Below are 16,377 nucleotides of genomic sequence, written 5' to 3'. Positions count from 1 at the left end.
CCCTCCTTTCGCAAGGTCCACGACGTACCGTTTGGAAGATTTTTTACAAAAACTCCAGACGAAGTCCATTTCCATGTAGACAATCCTGATCCAGATCATATAATCCGGCGCCATGAGAACCGTTCCGTACCAGACGGTCGTGGATGCGGTCGCCGAGCTGTGCGTCCGGGCGTGTTACGAGCTGCCCGAGGACGTGGAAAGTGCGCTCAAGGCGGCCCGTGAGCGCGAGGAATCGCCCGTCGCGCGCCAGATTTTCGACGAGATTCTGCAGAACGCGAAGATCGCCCGGGGCGGCGAATTGCCCCTGTGCCAGGACACCGGCGTAGCCGTTTTCCTGGTGAAACTGGGCGACGCCGTGCGCGTCGAGGGCGGCCTCGTGACCGACGCGATCAACGACGGCATGCGTCGCGGATACGAGCAGGGATACCTGCGAAAGAGCCTCGTGAAAGACCCGCTGCGAAGGGTCAACACGAAGGACAATACGCCCGCCATGATCCACGTGGAACTCGTCGCGGGCGACACGATCACGATCGCGATGGCGGCAAAGGGCGGCGGCAGCGAGAACATGAGCATGTGCCGCGTGCTGCCCCCGTCCGCGGGAGTCGAAGGCGTCAAGAAATTCGTCGTGGACTGGGTCGACCAGGCCGGCGGCAACCCCTGCCCGCCGATCATCGTCGGCGTCGGCATCGGCGGCAACTTCGAGAAGTGTGCGTTTCTGGCGAAAAAGGCCGTTTTTCGTCACGTCGGAGAGCCGAATCCCGATCCGTTCTATGCGGACCTCGAGCGTGAGTTACTCGACCGCGTCAACGCGCTCGGGGTAGGGCCCATGGGACTCGGCGGAACGCAGACCGCGCTCGCGGTGCACATCGAGACGATGCCGTGCCATATCGCCAGTCTGCCCGTGGCCGTGAACATCCAGTGCCATTCGGCGCGGCACAAGGAGGTCGTCCTATGACCGGCGACCGCGACACTTCGACCGGCGACCGCGTGATTCGTCTGACGACTCCCCTCACCGATGAAGCCACGCGCGACCTGCGCGTCGGCGACCGGGTGCTTCTGTCGGGCGTCATCTACACCGCGCGCGACGCGGCTCATGCTCGGCTCGTCGCCGCGATCGAAAAGGGCGAACCCCTGCCCTTCGACGTCGACGGTCAGGTCATCTATTTCGTCGGGCCCACTCCCGCGCGCGAGGGTTATGCGATCGGGTCGGCGGGACCGACCACCGCGTACCGCATGGATGCCTACTCGCCCACGCTGATCGTACTGGGCCTGCGCGGAATGATCGGCAAGGGCGCGCGCGCGGCCGCCGTGCGCGAGGCCATGCAAAAACACGGGTGCGTGTATTTCGGTGCGACGGGCGGCGCGGGAGCGTTGATCTCCCAGCGCATCACGGCGGCCGAGGTGATCGCGTTCGAGGACCTGGGCGCGGAGGCGGTGCGCAAGCTGACTGTCGACGAGTTCCCGGTCGTGGTGGTGCACGACGCGGCGGGCGGAGACCTGTATCAGGACGGCCGCGCGCGCTGGAAAAAAACGGCTTCGTGACGAGTGGCGCCCGTGTGGGGCGCCGGTAATTTCGGGTCGCCGCGCCCGGCCTAGACCGGCCGCGGCCGTGAAGGAGAACGGGATATGTCAGAAGCGCCAGGCGCGGGCGAGAGCCCGACCGTCGAAGCCGCCGCGGTCGCCGCGGCCGTGCCGCAAAAAGACGACTCCGAGTGTGCGGCGGGCACGGGCAAGAAGAAGGCTCCCCCGACGATCACGATCATCAACGAGTACTGCAAGGGCTGCGACCTGTGCGTGGTTGCGTGTCCCAAGGACGTGCTCGCGATGAAGTCGGGCAAGGTGATCGTGGTCAAGGGTGAGCTTTGCAACGGCTGCATGCTGTGCGAGCTGCGCTGCCCCGACTTCGCGATTCTGATCGGGGAGGTGGCGTGATGCAGGCATTCGACAACAGCCGAGGCATCGGCGCACGGAAGGCGAATTTCACGCCGGGCCTGAAGCTCATGAGCGGCAACGACGCGATCGCCGAGGGCGCGCTCTACGCGGGCTGCCGGTTCTACGCCGGGTATCCTATCACGCCGTCATCGGAGGTCGCCGAGACGCTTGCCAAGCGACTGCCCGAGCTCGGCGGCTACTTCCTGCAGATGGAAGACGAGATCGCCAGCATGGCGGCGATTCTCGGCGCGTCGCTCGCCGGCGCGAAGGTCATGACCGCCACCAGCGGCCCGGGCTTCTCGCTCAAGCAGGAGAACATCGGTTATGGATGCATCGCCGAAATTCCGTGCGTGATCGTCAACGTCATGCGCGGCGGCCCTTCGACCGGTGTGCCGACCAAGCCCTCGCAGGGCGACGTGATGCAGGCGCGCTGGGGCACCCACGGCGACCATCCGATCGTCGTGTTCACGCCCGACTCCATCGAAGAGCTGTTCTGGGAGACCGTGCGCGCGTTCAACATCGCCGAACGCTACCGTACCCCGGTGATCCTCCTGGCCGACGAGATCATCGGCCACATGCGCGAACGGCTCTTCCTGCCCAAACCCGCCACGGTCAACGTGCAGAACCGCCGCCGTCCCCGCCGCGATGCGGGCGACTACTCGGCGTACCAGGTGCCGCGCTCGCTCGTGCCGGTCATTCCCGACTACGGCGAGGGCTACCGCTTCCACGTCACCGGCCTCGCGCACGACGAAACCGGCTTCCCGACCAACGACCCGGCGGTGATCGAGGATCAAATCCTTCGACTGCATCGCAAGATCGACATGGGCTTCAACGACATCGTGAAGTGGGAGGCCTACGACCTGGAGGACGCCGAGATCGTGCTCGTGTCTTATGGCTCCTCCGCCCGCGCGGCTCGCGCGGCGGTCACGCGCCTGCGCGCCTCGGGCAAAAAGGTCGGCCTCTTCCGCCTCAAGACGATGTGGCCGTTCCCCGAGCAGCAGATCCGCAAGCTGGCGAAACAGGCCAAGGCGATCGTGGTTCCCGAGATGAACATGGGACAGATCGTGCTCGAGGTCGAACGGCTCGCGGGGGGCGCGTGCCCCGTGATCGCGGTCAACCGCGTCGACACCGAGATGCTCTCGCCCAAGCAGATCATCAAGGCGGTCAAGGAACTCTAGGTCGGACGAACAACACAGGAACACCCGCGCGCCGGCGCGCGCGATGGAGAGTCGGGGATGACGTTCAATTATCAACAGTACCTGCGCAACGACAACCTGCCGCACATCTGGTGCCCGGGCTGTTCGCACGGCATCGTGACCAAGGGCATTTTGCGCGCGGTGGATTCGCTCGGTTGGCAAAAGGACGACATGTGCTTCGTGTCGGGCATCGGCTGCGCGAGCCGGCTGCCGGGCTACATCGACGCGAACACGCTGCACACCACGCACGGTCGCGCGCTGGCATTCGCCACGGGCGTGAAGATGGTGAAGTCGAACATGCACGTCGTGATCGTGTCGGGCGACGGCGACTCGCTGGCCATCGGCGGGAACCATTTCCTGCACTCGTGCCGGCGCAACATCGACATGACGCTGATTATCTTCAACAACAACATCTACGGCATGACCGGCGGGCAGACCTCGCCGACCACGCCCTTCGGCGCGACCACGACGACGCAGCCCTACGGCAACATCGAGAATTCGATCGACGCCGTGAATCTCGCCATGGCGGCTGGGGCGACCTTCGTCGCGCGCACGACGGCCTACCACGTGACGCAGATGGACAAGATCTTCGCCCAGGCGCTGGCGCACAAGGGCTTCTCGGTCGTCGACGTGATGTGCGACTGCTGGACCGCGTACGGGCGGCGCAATTCGTTCAAGAGCCAGGTGGACATGCTCGAGCGCTACAAGGACAACACGGTGCGTCTCGAGAAGTGGAACAAGATGAGCGAGGAGGAGCGCGCGGGCAAAACCCCCATCGGCGTGTTCCTCGACGTCCAGCGTCCCGAATACTGCGAAGAGCAGCACAAGGTCATCGAACGCGCGATGTCCGCGCCGTCCGAACACTGACGTCCCCCCGGCGGGATTTTTTATCGGAGTCCTGAAATGGCGATCATTGGGAACGGCGAAGTGGGAATCCGGCTCGCGGGCACCGGCGGGCAGGGCATGATTCTGGCGGGCATCATTTTGGCCGAGGCGGCGATCATGTACGACGCGAAAAACGCCGTGCAGTCGCAAAGCTACGGCCCCGAGGCGCGCGGCGGCTCGTCCAAGGCGGAGGTCATCATCGCCGAGGGCGAGATCGACTATCCCAAGGTCGAGGAACCGCACGTGCTGCTGGCCATGAGCCAGGAGTCGATGGACAAGTACGCCGACGATTTGCAGAAGAACGGCATCCTCATCGTCGACAGCTTCTTCGTGAAGAACGTCCCCGCGGGACCGTGGCACAAGTTCGAAATCCCCTTCACGCAGATCGCCCGCGAGGAGCTGGGCCGCGTGGTGGTCGCGAACATGGTCGCCATCGGCGCGCTGGTCGGACTGACCGAGGTCGTGACGCGCACCGCGCTCGAACAGGCCGCGCTGCGCCACGTGCCCAAGGCCACGACCGAGCTGAATCGCCGCGCCCTCGCGGTGGGGTATCGCGAGGCCACCGCGGCGCTCGTCGACCATCCGATGCTGTAAGCGGTAGCGCCCGCATGTGGCACAGGCGCCCCGCCTGTGCCATTTCCGTCTTCGGCGTCCCGCGCGACCCGGTGACAAACGCGGCGCGCGTCGCCACAATGCGGCGCGACATGCCCGTCTCCCGAAAGCTCCTCCTCACGTTCATTGTCGTGCTCGCGGCGGCGTGTTCGCGCCACCCCGCCCAGCCCACGTCCCCTGCCCCGTCGCCAACACCCCAGGTGGAAGCGCTCGGTCCGTCCCCCTGCCCGCCCGATATGGCGTACGTTCCCGGCGGCGCGGTCGAGGTCGTTTACGAGGGCGAGCGCTGGGGTGGACGCAAGGTCGAAACCGTGACGGTCGTGCCGTTTTGCGTCGATCGTTGGGAGGCTTCGCATCCCGACGCCACCGAGTCGTCCCAAAGCCCGTGGACGCAGGAGACGGCGCGGCCCGATCCGCCGAAGCCACTGTCCCGCGAGGGCGTTTTGCCGCTCACGCAGATCTCGCAGGAAAACGCCCGCATCGCGTGCCGAAAGGTGGACAAGCGCCTGCCCACGCTCGCCGAGTGGCAGGCGGCGTTTTCGGGCGCGACGGCGCGGAGTTGGCCGTGGGGCGACGACTGGGCCGAACACGGCTGCCATGCGACGTCCACCTTCGGCGTCAAACCTACCGGGGCTTGCTGCTTCCCTGTCGTCGGCGGGCGTTCCGACGAGTTCGTGTGCGACATGGTCGGCAACGTCTCGGAGTGGATCGACGAGCCTTGGGATGAAGAGTGTTATGGGGAATTGCGCGTCATGATCGCGGGCGGCGCGGCGCACCTCACGCCGACCGCGAAGAACGCGCAGAAACCTGATGACAAGAAGCCCGGTTGCTGGCTCGCGTCGCGTTACGGACTCGACCGCACCTCGCTGCATCAGCACTTCGCACCGACGCCGCACGTGGACGACGGATTCCGGTGCGCAAAGGATCTGCCGCCCACCGGCTAGCACGCGCACTTTGGCCCGTCCGAGCCGCAAACGAAGTCCCGAGTGCATCCGAGGGACGAAGTGCGCGGGTTGTCCGGAAGGATTGATGAGCCGCAACGCCCGCGCGCTGTCGCTTGCGGCACGGACATCGCAACATCGCAACACGCGCGCGCTCCTCTCCTCGCCCGTCAAGATTTTCTTGTTCGCCCGTGACAACGGGTGTAAACTGACTTGGTTATTTGCGGTTGAATTTTCCCCGGGGCGGCGAGGTCGATGATGCGATACCTTCTGGCGCTATGCGTGCTCGCGCTCGTCATGACGGGCACGGCGGGGTGCGACTGCGGCGACGACGATGATGACGCCGACCGCGTGCCCGCGGACGACGATGCGGACGACGACACAGCGGATGACGATGTGTCAGATGACGACACCTCCGACGACGACACCTCCGACGACGACACCTCCGACGACGACACCTCCGACGATGATACCTCCGACGATGATACGTCCGACGACGACGCGGACGACGATAGCGATGACGATTCCGACGACGATTCGGATGATGATTCCGATGACGACGCGGATGATGATGTGGACGACGATGCCGATGACGACGCGGATGACGACTCCGGCAACCTGAACGAACCCACGTGCGAGATCGACACGCCGTCGGGCAACTACGCCGGTCCGTGGGCGCCCGGCGACATCGATCCGCTCGCCGTCACGATCACCTGCGTCGACGACATCGATCCCACGCCGACAATTCACTTCACGACGGACGGCTCCGCGCCGCAGGTCGGCGGCGGCTCGACGACGAGCGTGGACAGCCCGGCGGTCGTGACGATCGAGCGCTCAACAACGCTGCGCTGGTTCGCCACCGACGATGCCGAAAACGAGAGTGCGTCCGGCACGCGCAACTACGGCATCTGGCTTTGGGACGATTTCGAGGACTACGACGCGGGCGACGAGCTGGGCGCGCCGTGGTTCGTGGCGGGCGACCCCTGGGGCGGAACGATCCCGACGGTCGAAACGCGCGCCGATCCACCGGGCGGCATGTTCCTCGAGATGATCGACGACAACGACAGCCCCGACGGCGCGCACGACACCTACGCCCTCGCGACCGCGGAGGACCCCATCCACTGGCCCAACGACGTGCTGATCCGTTTCGAGTGGGGCCTCGCCGGAGGCGACGGATCGCGCTTTTTCACGTATGCCGCGACCGGCGCGGTGGTGTACTGGCAGGTGATCCTCGACATGAAGGACGGCGACGTGCTGGCGTGGGACAACGTGCCCGGCACGTGGATCGACTGCGCCGACGTGGACGAAGACGAGTGGTACGAGTTCGAGATCGCGTTCAACCACTCCGCCGACACGTACGACGTCGCGATCGACGGCGCGGCGACGCCGTGCACGGGTTTGCAGGTCCTCTCGGTCGTGTCGGGCCTCGATGAGGGCGTCAGCGTGGCGACGTTCGGCGATGCGGGCGTGACCGGCACGCTGTTGTTCGACAACGTGCAGATCTCGCCGCCCTGAGCGCCCGCGCGCGCTCAGTTCGCCGATGCCGACTCGATCCGCACGGCGCGCTCGCGATGCCGCGCCGCCGTGACGGGGAACCCGCGCCGCTCGTAGATTTCCGCGAGCCGGCGGTGCGCATTCGCGTCGCGGGAGAAGTCGTAAAGCAGGATCGACCACCCCGCGCGCGCGTCGGGTTCGCGGTCACGCAGCCACAGGAGATCGGGCACGTACTGCCCCGTCGTGAAGCTCAGGCTGACGGCCAGCCAGTCGGGCACTTCGCCCGTGCTCTCTTCATCGGGATTCGACACACCGAAATACGACACGAGCGGCTGGTAACGCACTCCATACGCCTCCGGCGGAGCGACGCCGAACCAGCCGAGAACGACCCGCGGCGCGCCGACGCGCTCCATCGTCCGGCGCAGTGCGGGCAGATCCTGTCCCCAGTCCACGTTGGAATCGGAAACGTAACGCGCGGCGCGGGCCGGGCCGCCCGCGGCGACGGTCACGAAGCTCAGTTCTCGCGGATGAACGGCCATCAGTTCGACGAGATTCGCCGAGATCATGAACGCGATCAGAAACGCCGGAACGCGGCGCAGGCCGACGTGTTCCGCGACCGCGTCCACCGCGCGGGCCAGCGTGACGCCGACGCCGATGAAGATCGCCGGGTAGATCGGCAGCAGGTAACGCACGCCGATGTTCACCTTCGACATCACGGCGAAAAGGCCAAAGACCACCGCGGGCAGGGCAAACGCGGCGAGGTCGGGCGGCGCGTTCCGCGCGAGCGCGGAATCGTCCGGCGGATGACGCCGCGCCGTCCGCGCGTAGATCGCGAGCGCCGCGAGCACGGCCACCGTCGTTCCCGCCGGCGACTTGAGCAGCCACACGGCCGGGAAATACCCGCGCCAGCCGAACTTCGAGATTTCCCCGAACAGATACGCTCCGTGCCCGTCGTTCATGCGCGAAAGCATCATGCGAAAGCTGTCCGCGAGGTCGTGCCCGGGCACGAATGTGGCGTATAGGCCGATCACGGCGAACGCCCCGATCCCGGCGACCAGTGCCGCAACGGCGACGGCGGCGACACCGCGCACGCGTCCGGCGAAGAGCGTTTCGTAGGGTCCACGCTTCGCGACGGCGTCCAGCACGACGACGAGGGCGAGGCCACCGAGCCAGGGCAGCGCGGCGAATTTGGCGAGGAACGCCGCCGCGCTCGCGACGACGAACGCGGCGAACAGGGCGCGCGAGCCGCTCCCGCGAAAAGCCGTGAGTGCCGCGGACGCAAATACGCACATCGCCGTGTACGGCATGTCGATCGTGGCGAGGGCGCCGTTCGAGATCCACACGGGACTCGTCAGAAAGAGCGCGAGCACGATCACCTGCGCGCGAAGGTCCGCGACGCGCCGCGCGACGGCGGCCGCGGCGATCATCGCGAGCGCCGCGAAGACCCAGTTCACGGCTCGCGCGCGCGTTAGCAGCGCATCGGGATTGTCGACGGACTTCGCGAAGAACGCGCCGATGGCGGCATGGTTCGCGCAAAGCGTTTCGGAGGCGAACGCGGCGCACCTCGACGAATCGAACGGCATGCGCAGCGACGTGGAGAAGAGCGGCAAGGCGAACAGGTGCCGCGCGAGGGGCGGATGCACGTCGCGAAAACCCGTGTCGCCGTCGCGCAGCTCGGCAACGCCGACGGCGGGGCCGACGAGCTCGTCCATCACCGGCGACGTGTCGCGCACCGACGCGGACATCAGCGCGACGAGGATGATCGCGGCAAGCGCGGAGACGACGAGGTGCGCGGATTTCACCGCGCGGCCTCCGGAAGAGCCCTCACCCCCGGCCCCTCTCCCATCGGATGGGAGAGGGGTACCCCGAGCTTGTCGAGGGGCGGGGTGAGGGATTCCCCATCCGGCGTCGGACTCGGAACCTGGCTGGGCGTCGGACCCGGCGGCGACGCGGCGGCTTCTTTCACGGCGAATGCACGAGCGCGCCACTCATAGAGCAGCGGTTTGTTCTTCTTGATGCCGAGGTGAAAGTCGTACACCCAGCCCGAACCGTCGGGTGCGCGCTCCGCGGCCCAGACCTCGACCCCCGCGCCGATGCCCGCGAAGAGCGGATCGAGATGCGCCTCGTGGATGATGCCCTGAAACGCGAAGCCGCGGCCCGCGCGCTTGTTCGGTTCGCGGATCGCCTCGAGTTCCTTCATCATCGGCATCCGCCAATCGCCGCCGCACGCCGTGAGCCCATCCACGAACGCCCTCGCCTCGTGCGCGTCGACCGGTTCGTCGGGCCCGAGATACCACGCCAGACCCGTGCGCGTGTCGAAGATCGCGCCGCAGCCCCGTTTCGAAAATCGCGCGGGCTTCACCTCGCCCGCGGCGGCGATCGAAACGCACGCGATCGTCGCGAGACCCAGCACCGCGAGCAACGGCGCGCGCCTCATGGCGTCACTCCGAGTTCACGAAGGGAGCGTCGGCGTGGGCGCGTCAGCCGCGCACGCCCTTGACCTTGGCCTTGCCGTCCTCGATGGCGATCTTGAATTTGACCTTGCCGCCCAGCTTGCCCTCGAGCGCGGGCACCTGCTTTTCGAGCGACTGGCGGAATTTGTCGAGCGAGACCTTCCCCGCTTCCTGCGTCTTGCCGCGCGCATCGACGTACTCGCGATAAAGCTTTTCCACGTTCGACGCGGCCAAGGGATGATCGTCGGCTTCCAGCGCCCGCGCGAGGTCGCGCACGGCCTTCGTGTCCGCCGGCGGCGCGGCGTCGGGATCGGGCTTGTGTTCCACCTTGAATCGGTGCGGCGCGTAGCGGCCCTGTTCGATTTCAAGCAGCGTGCGGTCCCACAATCGCTGATACGAATTGAACGAGGCCTGAAGGCTCTGAAACCGAAATCGCTGCGCGGTATTGGGGATGTGCGAGTTGTGGAGCTTGCCGATCACGCGCTGCAGCTCGGTGCGCATCTTCTGCGGCTCGATCCGCACCTCGCCGGCGAAGTACAATTCGTATTCGTGCCGAATCTCCTTGATCTGTTTTTCGATCACGTCGAGCGCCTGACTGATATTGACGGTCATCTTCGCGCGCTCCTGATGGGCCCGGTGCTGACGGATTCCCTCGCATTTTTAGCCGCCGATTCCGCCGGTGTAAAGCAGATTCACCGCCCGGCCCGCACCGCGAGGGGAACTTCAGCGTTCGATCTGCAAGCCTGTCACCCCGTTCGGTCGACTCGTCATCGGATTCGAGAAATGCAGGACACACGGAGCTGCGGCGCAGCGGTCCAGCGGCCACCGCGCGCGCATGGGCGGCGAATCCGGCACGCCGCGTGTCGCGAAGATCGCCTTGCCGTCGCCGCCGATCAGCCGCGCGACGGTTCCCGAAGCCGCGTCGATGTCGAAACTCACGCTCGACGCGGCGGGCAGCGGCGGCGAGATCCACGCGTCGCCCTGCGCGGCCCAACCGGGCGGCGGCGTGTCGCCGAACTCGACCGACGCGATCACCTCGACCGGGACGAGCGCGAGGCGCGGACGCATGACGAGGGTGCCCGTGAGCGGCTCGGGCGCGTCGATGGGCCCCGCCACGCGGTACCGGCGCAGAATTCGGCTCGAAAACGGATCGAAGGGCGGCTCGACATCGACGAGGATCTTCGCGAAGGCGTTCGCGTCGATCCTCCGGGCCAGCGCACGCGGCGGCATGCGCCCCGCCTTTTCGGCCTCGGCGATGAACATGCCCTTGGCCAGCACCTCGCGACCGGCGAGCCATGCGTAGTAAGGGTGATCCATCACGTACAGGTCGCCCGGCTCGGCGCGAAGGCGCTCGATGAAGGCATCTCCGCGCGCACGCCGTTCGGCGCTCGGGATCTGCCCGGTGGGACTCTGCCACGTCACAACCATCTGCGCGGCGAGCAGCGCGGCGGCGAGCATCGTCGGTCGCATCGACGCGGCCGTCAGGACGAGGGCCAGCGCGATCGGAATGAAGTTGTTGAGATAGTGCCCCTGCTTGATCCACGGCAGCAGCGAGGCGGGTAGCGCCGCCAGAAGAAACAGCGCCCAGGTGAACCGCGCGCCGCACGGAGCGTCAGCCGAATCGCCCCGCCCCCGGTTCGCGACGGTCGCCGCGACGCACGCCAGCGCGAGGCATCCCACCGCGCGCGCGAGGCCCCACGGTTCGAGCAGACGTTCGAGATGCACGGGATGCGAGCGCGGGGCAACGAGCGTGAAGAAGACAAACTGTCCGTCGCTGGCCGCGTTTAGCCACGCGCCGATCACCAGCGTCGCCGCGCCGATCCCCGCGCCGAGGGCCACGCCGCGCCGGGGGGCGCGCAGGAAGACCGCCAGACACGCGGTCGCGGCGAAGAACACGGCGACCTGCTTGGTGAAGATCGCCGCGACCAGCAGTGCCGCGGCGAGCACGAGGCGCCGCGTCGTCACGTCCCGGTCGATGAGCACGAACGCCCCTGCCACGAACGCGAGGAAGAGCATGTCCACGCGGGCGAGATCGAACCACCACCCCGACGCGGCGTAAAAAGCGCAAAACGCACCCGTGCAGGCGATGCCCCACCACCATCCCGCGCGACGGCGCCCCAGGTGCGCAATCATCGCGATGAGCACGAGCGTTGAAAGGATCGACACGGCACGGCACGCCGCGAGCGATTTGCCCAACAGGTTGTCCAGCAGGGCGATCGCGCCCGCCCCTGCGATGTAGAAGAAGGGCGTGTAGAGCACGGGGACGTGCGTCGCGTCGGTGTCGGGATCGGGATAGATGGGTCGGCCGTCCAATACTCGCAGCGACGCGAGAAAAACGTCGCCCTCCTGGAACTCGATCTCGTAAGGATACGCAACGCGCGAGGCCGCGACGACAACAAACACGACCGCCGCGCATGCGCCCAGCAGCGCAGCCGCGATCATGAGCCCCTTAGTCGTTCTGTCCGTCTCGCCCATGTCGTCCGCCCGGGTTCGGTCGATCCTAACGCGCCACGCGTTCGACCGCGAGCGTTTTGTGAAATCTCGCCGCGCGCGCCGAAATCCGACATCTAATAACCAACATCGCGTTCGTCATTGTCCGATTGGGCGGTTTGGCATAAAATCCGCTCACTGATGACCGCGACACGGGGGTGAAACCCGGCGCGGCGGTGCGCGATTGCGATGGAGAGCGTTCTTCGTTTCGAACGAGGAGGATGCGATGGCGAATCTGACGAAAACGGCGGCCGGCGGCACGATCGGCTTTTTGGGCGGGATTCTCGTCGAGCACGGCATCGAGGCGGTTTTCGGCGTCGATTTCGTGAACGGCGTGTGCGAGATCGCCGGCGCGGTACTCGGCATGGCGATGGTCAACCGCGATCTGGTCGAGGCGGCGTACCGGCAGATTCGGTTGTCCACCGGCAAGGAGCCAGCCCAAATCAGCGTCGCGGAATGGGACACTTTCAAGAAGGATAATCCCGCCACCGCCCGTTATCTGGAACAGGCCCTGAAGATCTGATCCGAGATTCGCACACACGGGGCGCGGCGGATGTCGCGCCCTTTTTGCGCCGCCGTGAAGGCGGCGAGGACCGGGATGGCCGATCCGTGGCCCATCGAGCGCGTGTTCGAGGATGCCCTCAAGTCGCTGCGTCTCGGGCGTCTGCATCGACGGCTGCGCCTGTTCGGCGACTGGCCGCGCATCGTCGGCGAATCGAACGCGCGCATGTGCCGGCCGTGTTCCCTGCGCGGCGGCACGCTGCTCGTGGAATGCGAGGATTCGACCTGGGCCGACAAGCTGAAGTATTTGGAAGAGCCGTTCGTGGACCGCATCGCCGAGATGCTCGGCCCGGGCATCGTGCGCCGAATCCGCTTCGTCGTCGGGTCGCGTCGCGCGCCGCGGCGGGCCGTCATCGAGCGTGTTCCTCTGACCGTGGAGGACGAGGCGCGGCTCGCCCGGGTGCTCGATCGCCCAGGTCTCGCCGACAAACCCGAACTGCGAGAGGACCTGCGTTCGCTGTATGAGCACCTCGTTGCCAGGCGAAGCCGTGCAAACCGACGCTGAGGAACGGGCCGGAGCCCCCTTGGCGCCCGCGCCGATGACGGTGAACGTTTCCACGGAACGTCCCCCCGACGGCATTTCGATTGCCGTGGCCCTCGTCATCGCCGTCGTCGCCCTGTGGACATTCAGATTCGCGCCCGACAGCCATTTTCAAGACGAGATGGACATCGTGCGCGCCAACGCCGCGCGCTTTCTCGCCGACTGGTTTCCGCATTACAGCGAAACGGCGATGATGATCGCCGCCCCGGCCCTCGCCACCTCGGGCACCTTCCTGCCGGGCGTGTGGATCTACCACGTGTTCGCGATCCTCGTGTTCGGCCCCGATCCTTCGGCGCAGTTCGGCCTCGCGGTGCTGCTGCACGTGCTGTGCGCGTGGAGCGTCGGTTCGCTCGCCGCCGCCATGTACCGCGACCGGCGGGCGGCATGGGCGGGGCTCGTCTTCGCGCTCTTCCCCGCGCTCGGCGACATCCACGGCGCGCTCGCGAACGGCCCGGCACTGCTCGCCATGTTCTGGGCGCTGCAGGCCGGTTTCATGTACCGCCGTTTTGTCGTGCTGGGGGGATCGGCGCGTCTGATCGGCGCGGCCCTGCTGGGCTTCCTCGCCGTCTCGTGCGACGGTATCGGCATCTTCGCCTTCGCGCTCATGGCCGCCGTCGAGATCGTCTGCCGCCGCGACGGCCCGCCCCTGCGGATGCTCGGCCGGGCCGGCGCGCTCGCGATCGTCGCCATTCCCGCCGTCTCATTCAACCTCGCCCTCGCCCTTTCGCGCCTGCCCACCAACGGATGGGAGGCCGCCGTCACGCCGGGATTCGGCCAGTTCGTACGCGCCTACCTGTATGCCTTCAAGGGCACCGTGGCGCCGGATCTCGATGGCGCGTGGACCTCGCTGGTCGCCGTGGTGTTGGGGAGCTGCGTGTACATCGCCGGGGTGTACCGGTCGCTCGAAGACCCCAGGCGCCTCGCGAACCTGGGCCTGTTCGCCGTGGCCGTGGCCATGTCGGCGGCCGAGTTCGCCGATCCCGCGCAGCCCATGCCGACGCTCGCCGTGGCCTATCTCGCCCCGGCGGTCTGCGCCGCGCTGATTTTCGGCGACGTCTTTCGGGCCATCAACTCGCGCGTGACGCTCGCCGCCGTGCTCATCGCCATGACCGTCTTCTGGTCCATCGTCGACACGCACCGCTCGCGCGTGCCGGTCGAACGCGGGCGGCGCATCGCGGCGATCGGCGACGAACTGGCGCGCCATTACGGCGACATGAAGGACGAGACGGATATCTACCTCGTGGATGACGGCATCGACCGCACGGTGCTGCTCGCCGGGCACCTGGACTTCGTCTATCGTTACGACCTCACGCACCAGACGCGCTGGTCGCTCGTGATCGGCGGAATGATGTTTCCGGACGAGCCGGGCGCGATCGTCGGAAAGCTCGGGGCCGTGACGCGGCTCGAGGTGACGGACGCGATGATGTTCATCGGCTGGGCCGACGCGCACGAGCGTCTCGTGGACATGACGCCGGCGATCCGTGAGCGTCTTCGCATCGCGGAAAAGGTGATGGACGCGAGCGGGTACCGGATCGAGCCATTCCCGATCGGCGGTGAGAGCGCCGTGGCCGGGTGGGTGCCGCGCGTGGCCGCGCAGTCCGCGCCGGTCGGTTCGCCGCACGCGTGGTTCCTCGAAGCGCCGATCATCCGCCTACACTCGACGATCGGCCGCTTCGGGCCGGAGGAGTGAGCGCCGCGCCGGCGTGAAATTTTCGCAACGGATTGACGGCGAGAGTTAACGCACGGGGATTTCAGCGGAATTTCCGCGCGCGAATGTCGGCCACGCAATTGACGCTTCGCGGCGCGTCGCCCATAATCCGCCCGCGTCTTTGACCGTTTTTTGCGAAGGAATTTTTCTCGGGATGCGAGAGGTGGCCCCGTGACCGGACAGGGCAGCCGGGCGTTTTTGTTCGGCTTTTTTCAGGACCTGCTGATCCTGGCGGCCATCGCCGGGGCCTGCTACATCCGGTTCCTCATCGAGCCCTTCCCGATGTCGATCGCCCAGGACGCCGGGCCCGTCCTGCTGCTTTTCGCCGTCATCAAATTCACCTTCCACTACTTCAATCTCTACGAAATCACGTTGCATCTTTCCCTGCGCGAGTTCGTGCTGCGCCTGCTCATCACGCACGCGGTCGCGCTGATCGTTCTGACCCTCATTTACTTCTTGTTCGAGGATCTCGTGATCGGGCGCGGCATTTTAGCGCTCACAATCTCCCTGACGATGGTGCTGACCACCGCATACCGCCTCTTATGGGGCGTGTTCTCCACCGACGTGCGTTTTGCGAAGATCGTGCTGGTGCTCGGCGACGGCCGGAACGCCGAGGTGGTGCTCGACGAAATCGCGGGTTACCGCAACTCGGGCTACCGCGTCGCGGGGATCGTGAGCAACAAACGGGAGCTGCTCGGCCGCGAATTCAAGCACGGCGCGCACGTGCTGGGCGGCACGGACGAACTGGTCGCCATCTGCCGGTCGCGCGACGTCGACCAGATCATCGTGGCGCTCGACGAGGCGCGCGGTAACCTGCCCTTCGACCTGCTGCTCGAGGCGAAGGTCATGGGCGTGCGGATCGTCGAGAGCACGCTCTTCCACGAACAGTTTCGCGGCAAGATCGTCATCGAGGGTCTGCGCGCGAGCTGGTTCATATTTTCGGAGGGCTTCGTCGTCAGCCGCATGACGCAGGTCGCCAAACGCGTCTTCGATGTCGTCACATCGCTCGGCCTGCTCGTCGGCACCGCGCCGATCTGCGCCGTCGTCACCTTCCTGATCCGCGTCACGAGCCCGGGGCCGATCTTCTACCGCCAGGAGCGCGTGGGGCTGCGCGGAGCGACGTTCCAACTCCTCAAGTTCCGTTCGATGCGCACCGATTCCGAGGTCGACGGCCCGCAGTTCGCGCAGGAAAACGACCCGCGCGTCACGGGCATCGGGCGCGTGATCCGGCGGTTTCGCATCGACGAAGTCCCGCAGATCATCAACGTGCTGCGCGGCGAAATGAGCTTCGTCGGCCCGCGCCCCGAGCGCCCGTTCTTCGTTCAGCAGCTCGCGCGGACCATTCCGTTTTATTCGCAGCGCCACGTGGTCAAGCCGGGCATCACGGGTTGGGCACAGGTGCGTTTCCCGTATGGGGCCAGCCTCGAGGACTCGAAGGAAAAACTCCAGCTCGACCTGTACTACATCAAGAACATGTCGATGGGCTTCGACATCAAGATTCTGTTCGAGACCGTCGGCGTGGTGCTGGGGAAGATGAAGGTCCACTGAGCGGGCGGCCGGTGAT

The 16,377-nt window shown here is 66.5% G+C and carries 16 protein-coding genes; 12 read left to right on the top strand and 4 right to left on the bottom strand.

Going from position 1 to position 16,377, the window contains the following annotated elements:
• Positions 1-112 precede the first annotated feature (112 nt).
• From IT350_04455 to IT350_04420, 8 genes are all read left to right on the top strand, one after another.
• Positions 113-955, top strand: a complete 843-nt coding sequence (locus IT350_04455) for a fumarate hydratase (protein MCC6157281.1) — start codon at positions 113-115, stop codon at positions 953-955.
• Positions 952-1,542, top strand: coding sequence for a Fe-S-containing hydro-lyase (locus IT350_04450; protein ID MCC6157280.1), 591 nt, complete (start codon positions 952-954; stop codon positions 1,540-1,542). Before IT350_04455 ends, IT350_04450 begins: the two co-directional genes overlap by 4 nt.
• Before the next feature lie 84 nt (positions 1,543-1,626).
• Positions 1,627-1,932 (top strand): 4Fe-4S binding protein, encoded by a 306-nt coding sequence (locus IT350_04445; GenBank protein ID MCC6157279.1) that lies wholly within the window; start codon positions 1,627-1,629, stop codon positions 1,930-1,932.
• Positions 1,932-3,110, top strand: a complete 1,179-nt coding sequence (locus tag IT350_04440) for a 2-oxoacid:acceptor oxidoreductase subunit alpha (protein ID MCC6157278.1) — start codon at positions 1,932-1,934, stop codon at positions 3,108-3,110. The genes IT350_04445 and IT350_04440 overlap by 1 nt, the downstream gene beginning before the upstream one ends.
• 57 nt (positions 3,111-3,167) lie before the next feature.
• Positions 3,168-3,995 (top strand): 2-oxoacid:ferredoxin oxidoreductase subunit beta, encoded by an 828-nt coding sequence (locus tag IT350_04435; protein MCC6157277.1) that lies wholly within the window; start codon positions 3,168-3,170, stop codon positions 3,993-3,995.
• A gap of 36 nt (positions 3,996-4,031) precedes the next feature.
• Positions 4,032-4,607 carry a 2-oxoacid:acceptor oxidoreductase family protein gene (locus IT350_04430; GenBank protein MCC6157276.1) on the top strand — a complete coding sequence of 192 codons (576 nt, stop codon included), beginning with the start codon at positions 4,032-4,034 and terminating at the stop codon, positions 4,605-4,607.
• A gap of 110 nt (positions 4,608-4,717) precedes the next feature.
• Positions 4,718-5,569, top strand: a complete 852-nt coding sequence (locus IT350_04425) for an SUMF1/EgtB/PvdO family nonheme iron enzyme (GenBank protein MCC6157275.1) — start codon at positions 4,718-4,720, stop codon at positions 5,567-5,569.
• A 255-nt stretch (positions 5,570-5,824) separates the two neighbouring features.
• Entirely contained in the window at positions 5,825-7,081 is a 1,257-nt protein-coding gene (locus IT350_04420) for a chitobiase/beta-hexosaminidase C-terminal domain-containing protein (GenBank protein MCC6157274.1), read from the top strand.
• A 14-nt stretch (positions 7,082-7,095) separates the two neighbouring features.
• Here the strand turns inward: IT350_04420 and IT350_04415 are convergent, their stop codons facing one another.
• From IT350_04415 to IT350_04400, 4 genes are all read right to left on the bottom strand, one after another.
• Positions 7,096-8,862, bottom strand: coding sequence for a hypothetical protein (locus IT350_04415; GenBank protein ID MCC6157273.1), 1,767 nt, complete (start codon positions 8,860-8,862; stop codon positions 7,096-7,098).
• Positions 8,859-9,497 carry a hypothetical protein gene (locus IT350_04410; protein MCC6157272.1) on the bottom strand — a complete coding sequence of 213 codons (639 nt, stop codon included), beginning with the start codon at positions 9,495-9,497 and terminating at the stop codon, positions 8,859-8,861. Before IT350_04410 ends, IT350_04415 begins: the two co-directional genes overlap by 4 nt.
• Before the next feature lie 43 nt (positions 9,498-9,540).
• Positions 9,541-10,125: a hypothetical protein gene (locus tag IT350_04405; GenBank protein MCC6157271.1), complete on the bottom strand. Its 585-nt coding sequence runs from the start codon at positions 10,123-10,125 to the stop codon at positions 9,541-9,543.
• A gap of 111 nt (positions 10,126-10,236) precedes the next feature.
• On the bottom strand, positions 10,237-11,988 hold the full coding sequence (locus IT350_04400; GenBank protein ID MCC6157270.1) for a DUF2029 domain-containing protein: 1,752 nt from the start codon (positions 11,986-11,988) through the stop codon (positions 10,237-10,239).
• Positions 11,989-12,229: 241 nt separating this feature from the next.
• Between IT350_04400 and IT350_04395 the strand changes: the two genes are divergently transcribed.
• The 4 genes from IT350_04395 (at position 12,230) to IT350_04380 (ending at position 16,361) form a co-directional block, all read left to right on the top strand.
• Positions 12,230-12,526 (top strand): hypothetical protein, encoded by a 297-nt coding sequence (locus tag IT350_04395; GenBank protein MCC6157269.1) that lies wholly within the window; start codon positions 12,230-12,232, stop codon positions 12,524-12,526.
• 75 nt (positions 12,527-12,601) lie between these two features.
• Entirely contained in the window at positions 12,602-13,069 is a 468-nt protein-coding gene (locus IT350_04390) for a DUF721 domain-containing protein (protein ID MCC6157268.1), read from the top strand.
• 19 nt (positions 13,070-13,088) lie between these two features.
• Entirely contained in the window at positions 13,089-14,795 is a 1,707-nt protein-coding gene (locus IT350_04385) for a hypothetical protein (protein MCC6157267.1), read from the top strand.
• A 189-nt stretch (positions 14,796-14,984) separates the two neighbouring features.
• A complete protein-coding gene (locus tag IT350_04380; GenBank protein MCC6157266.1) occupies positions 14,985-16,361 on the top strand; it encodes a TIGR03013 family PEP-CTERM/XrtA system glycosyltransferase in 1,377 nt (458 codons plus the stop codon).
• Positions 16,362-16,377 lie beyond the last annotated feature (16 nt).

This window comes from Deltaproteobacteria bacterium (assembly GCA_020845895.1).
Taxonomy (GTDB): Bacteria; Lernaellota; Lernaellaia; order JACKCT01; family JACKCT01; genus JADLEX01.
The sequence above is the reverse complement of the archived record's forward strand: the minus strand, read 5'-3'. Positions and strand labels throughout refer to the sequence as shown.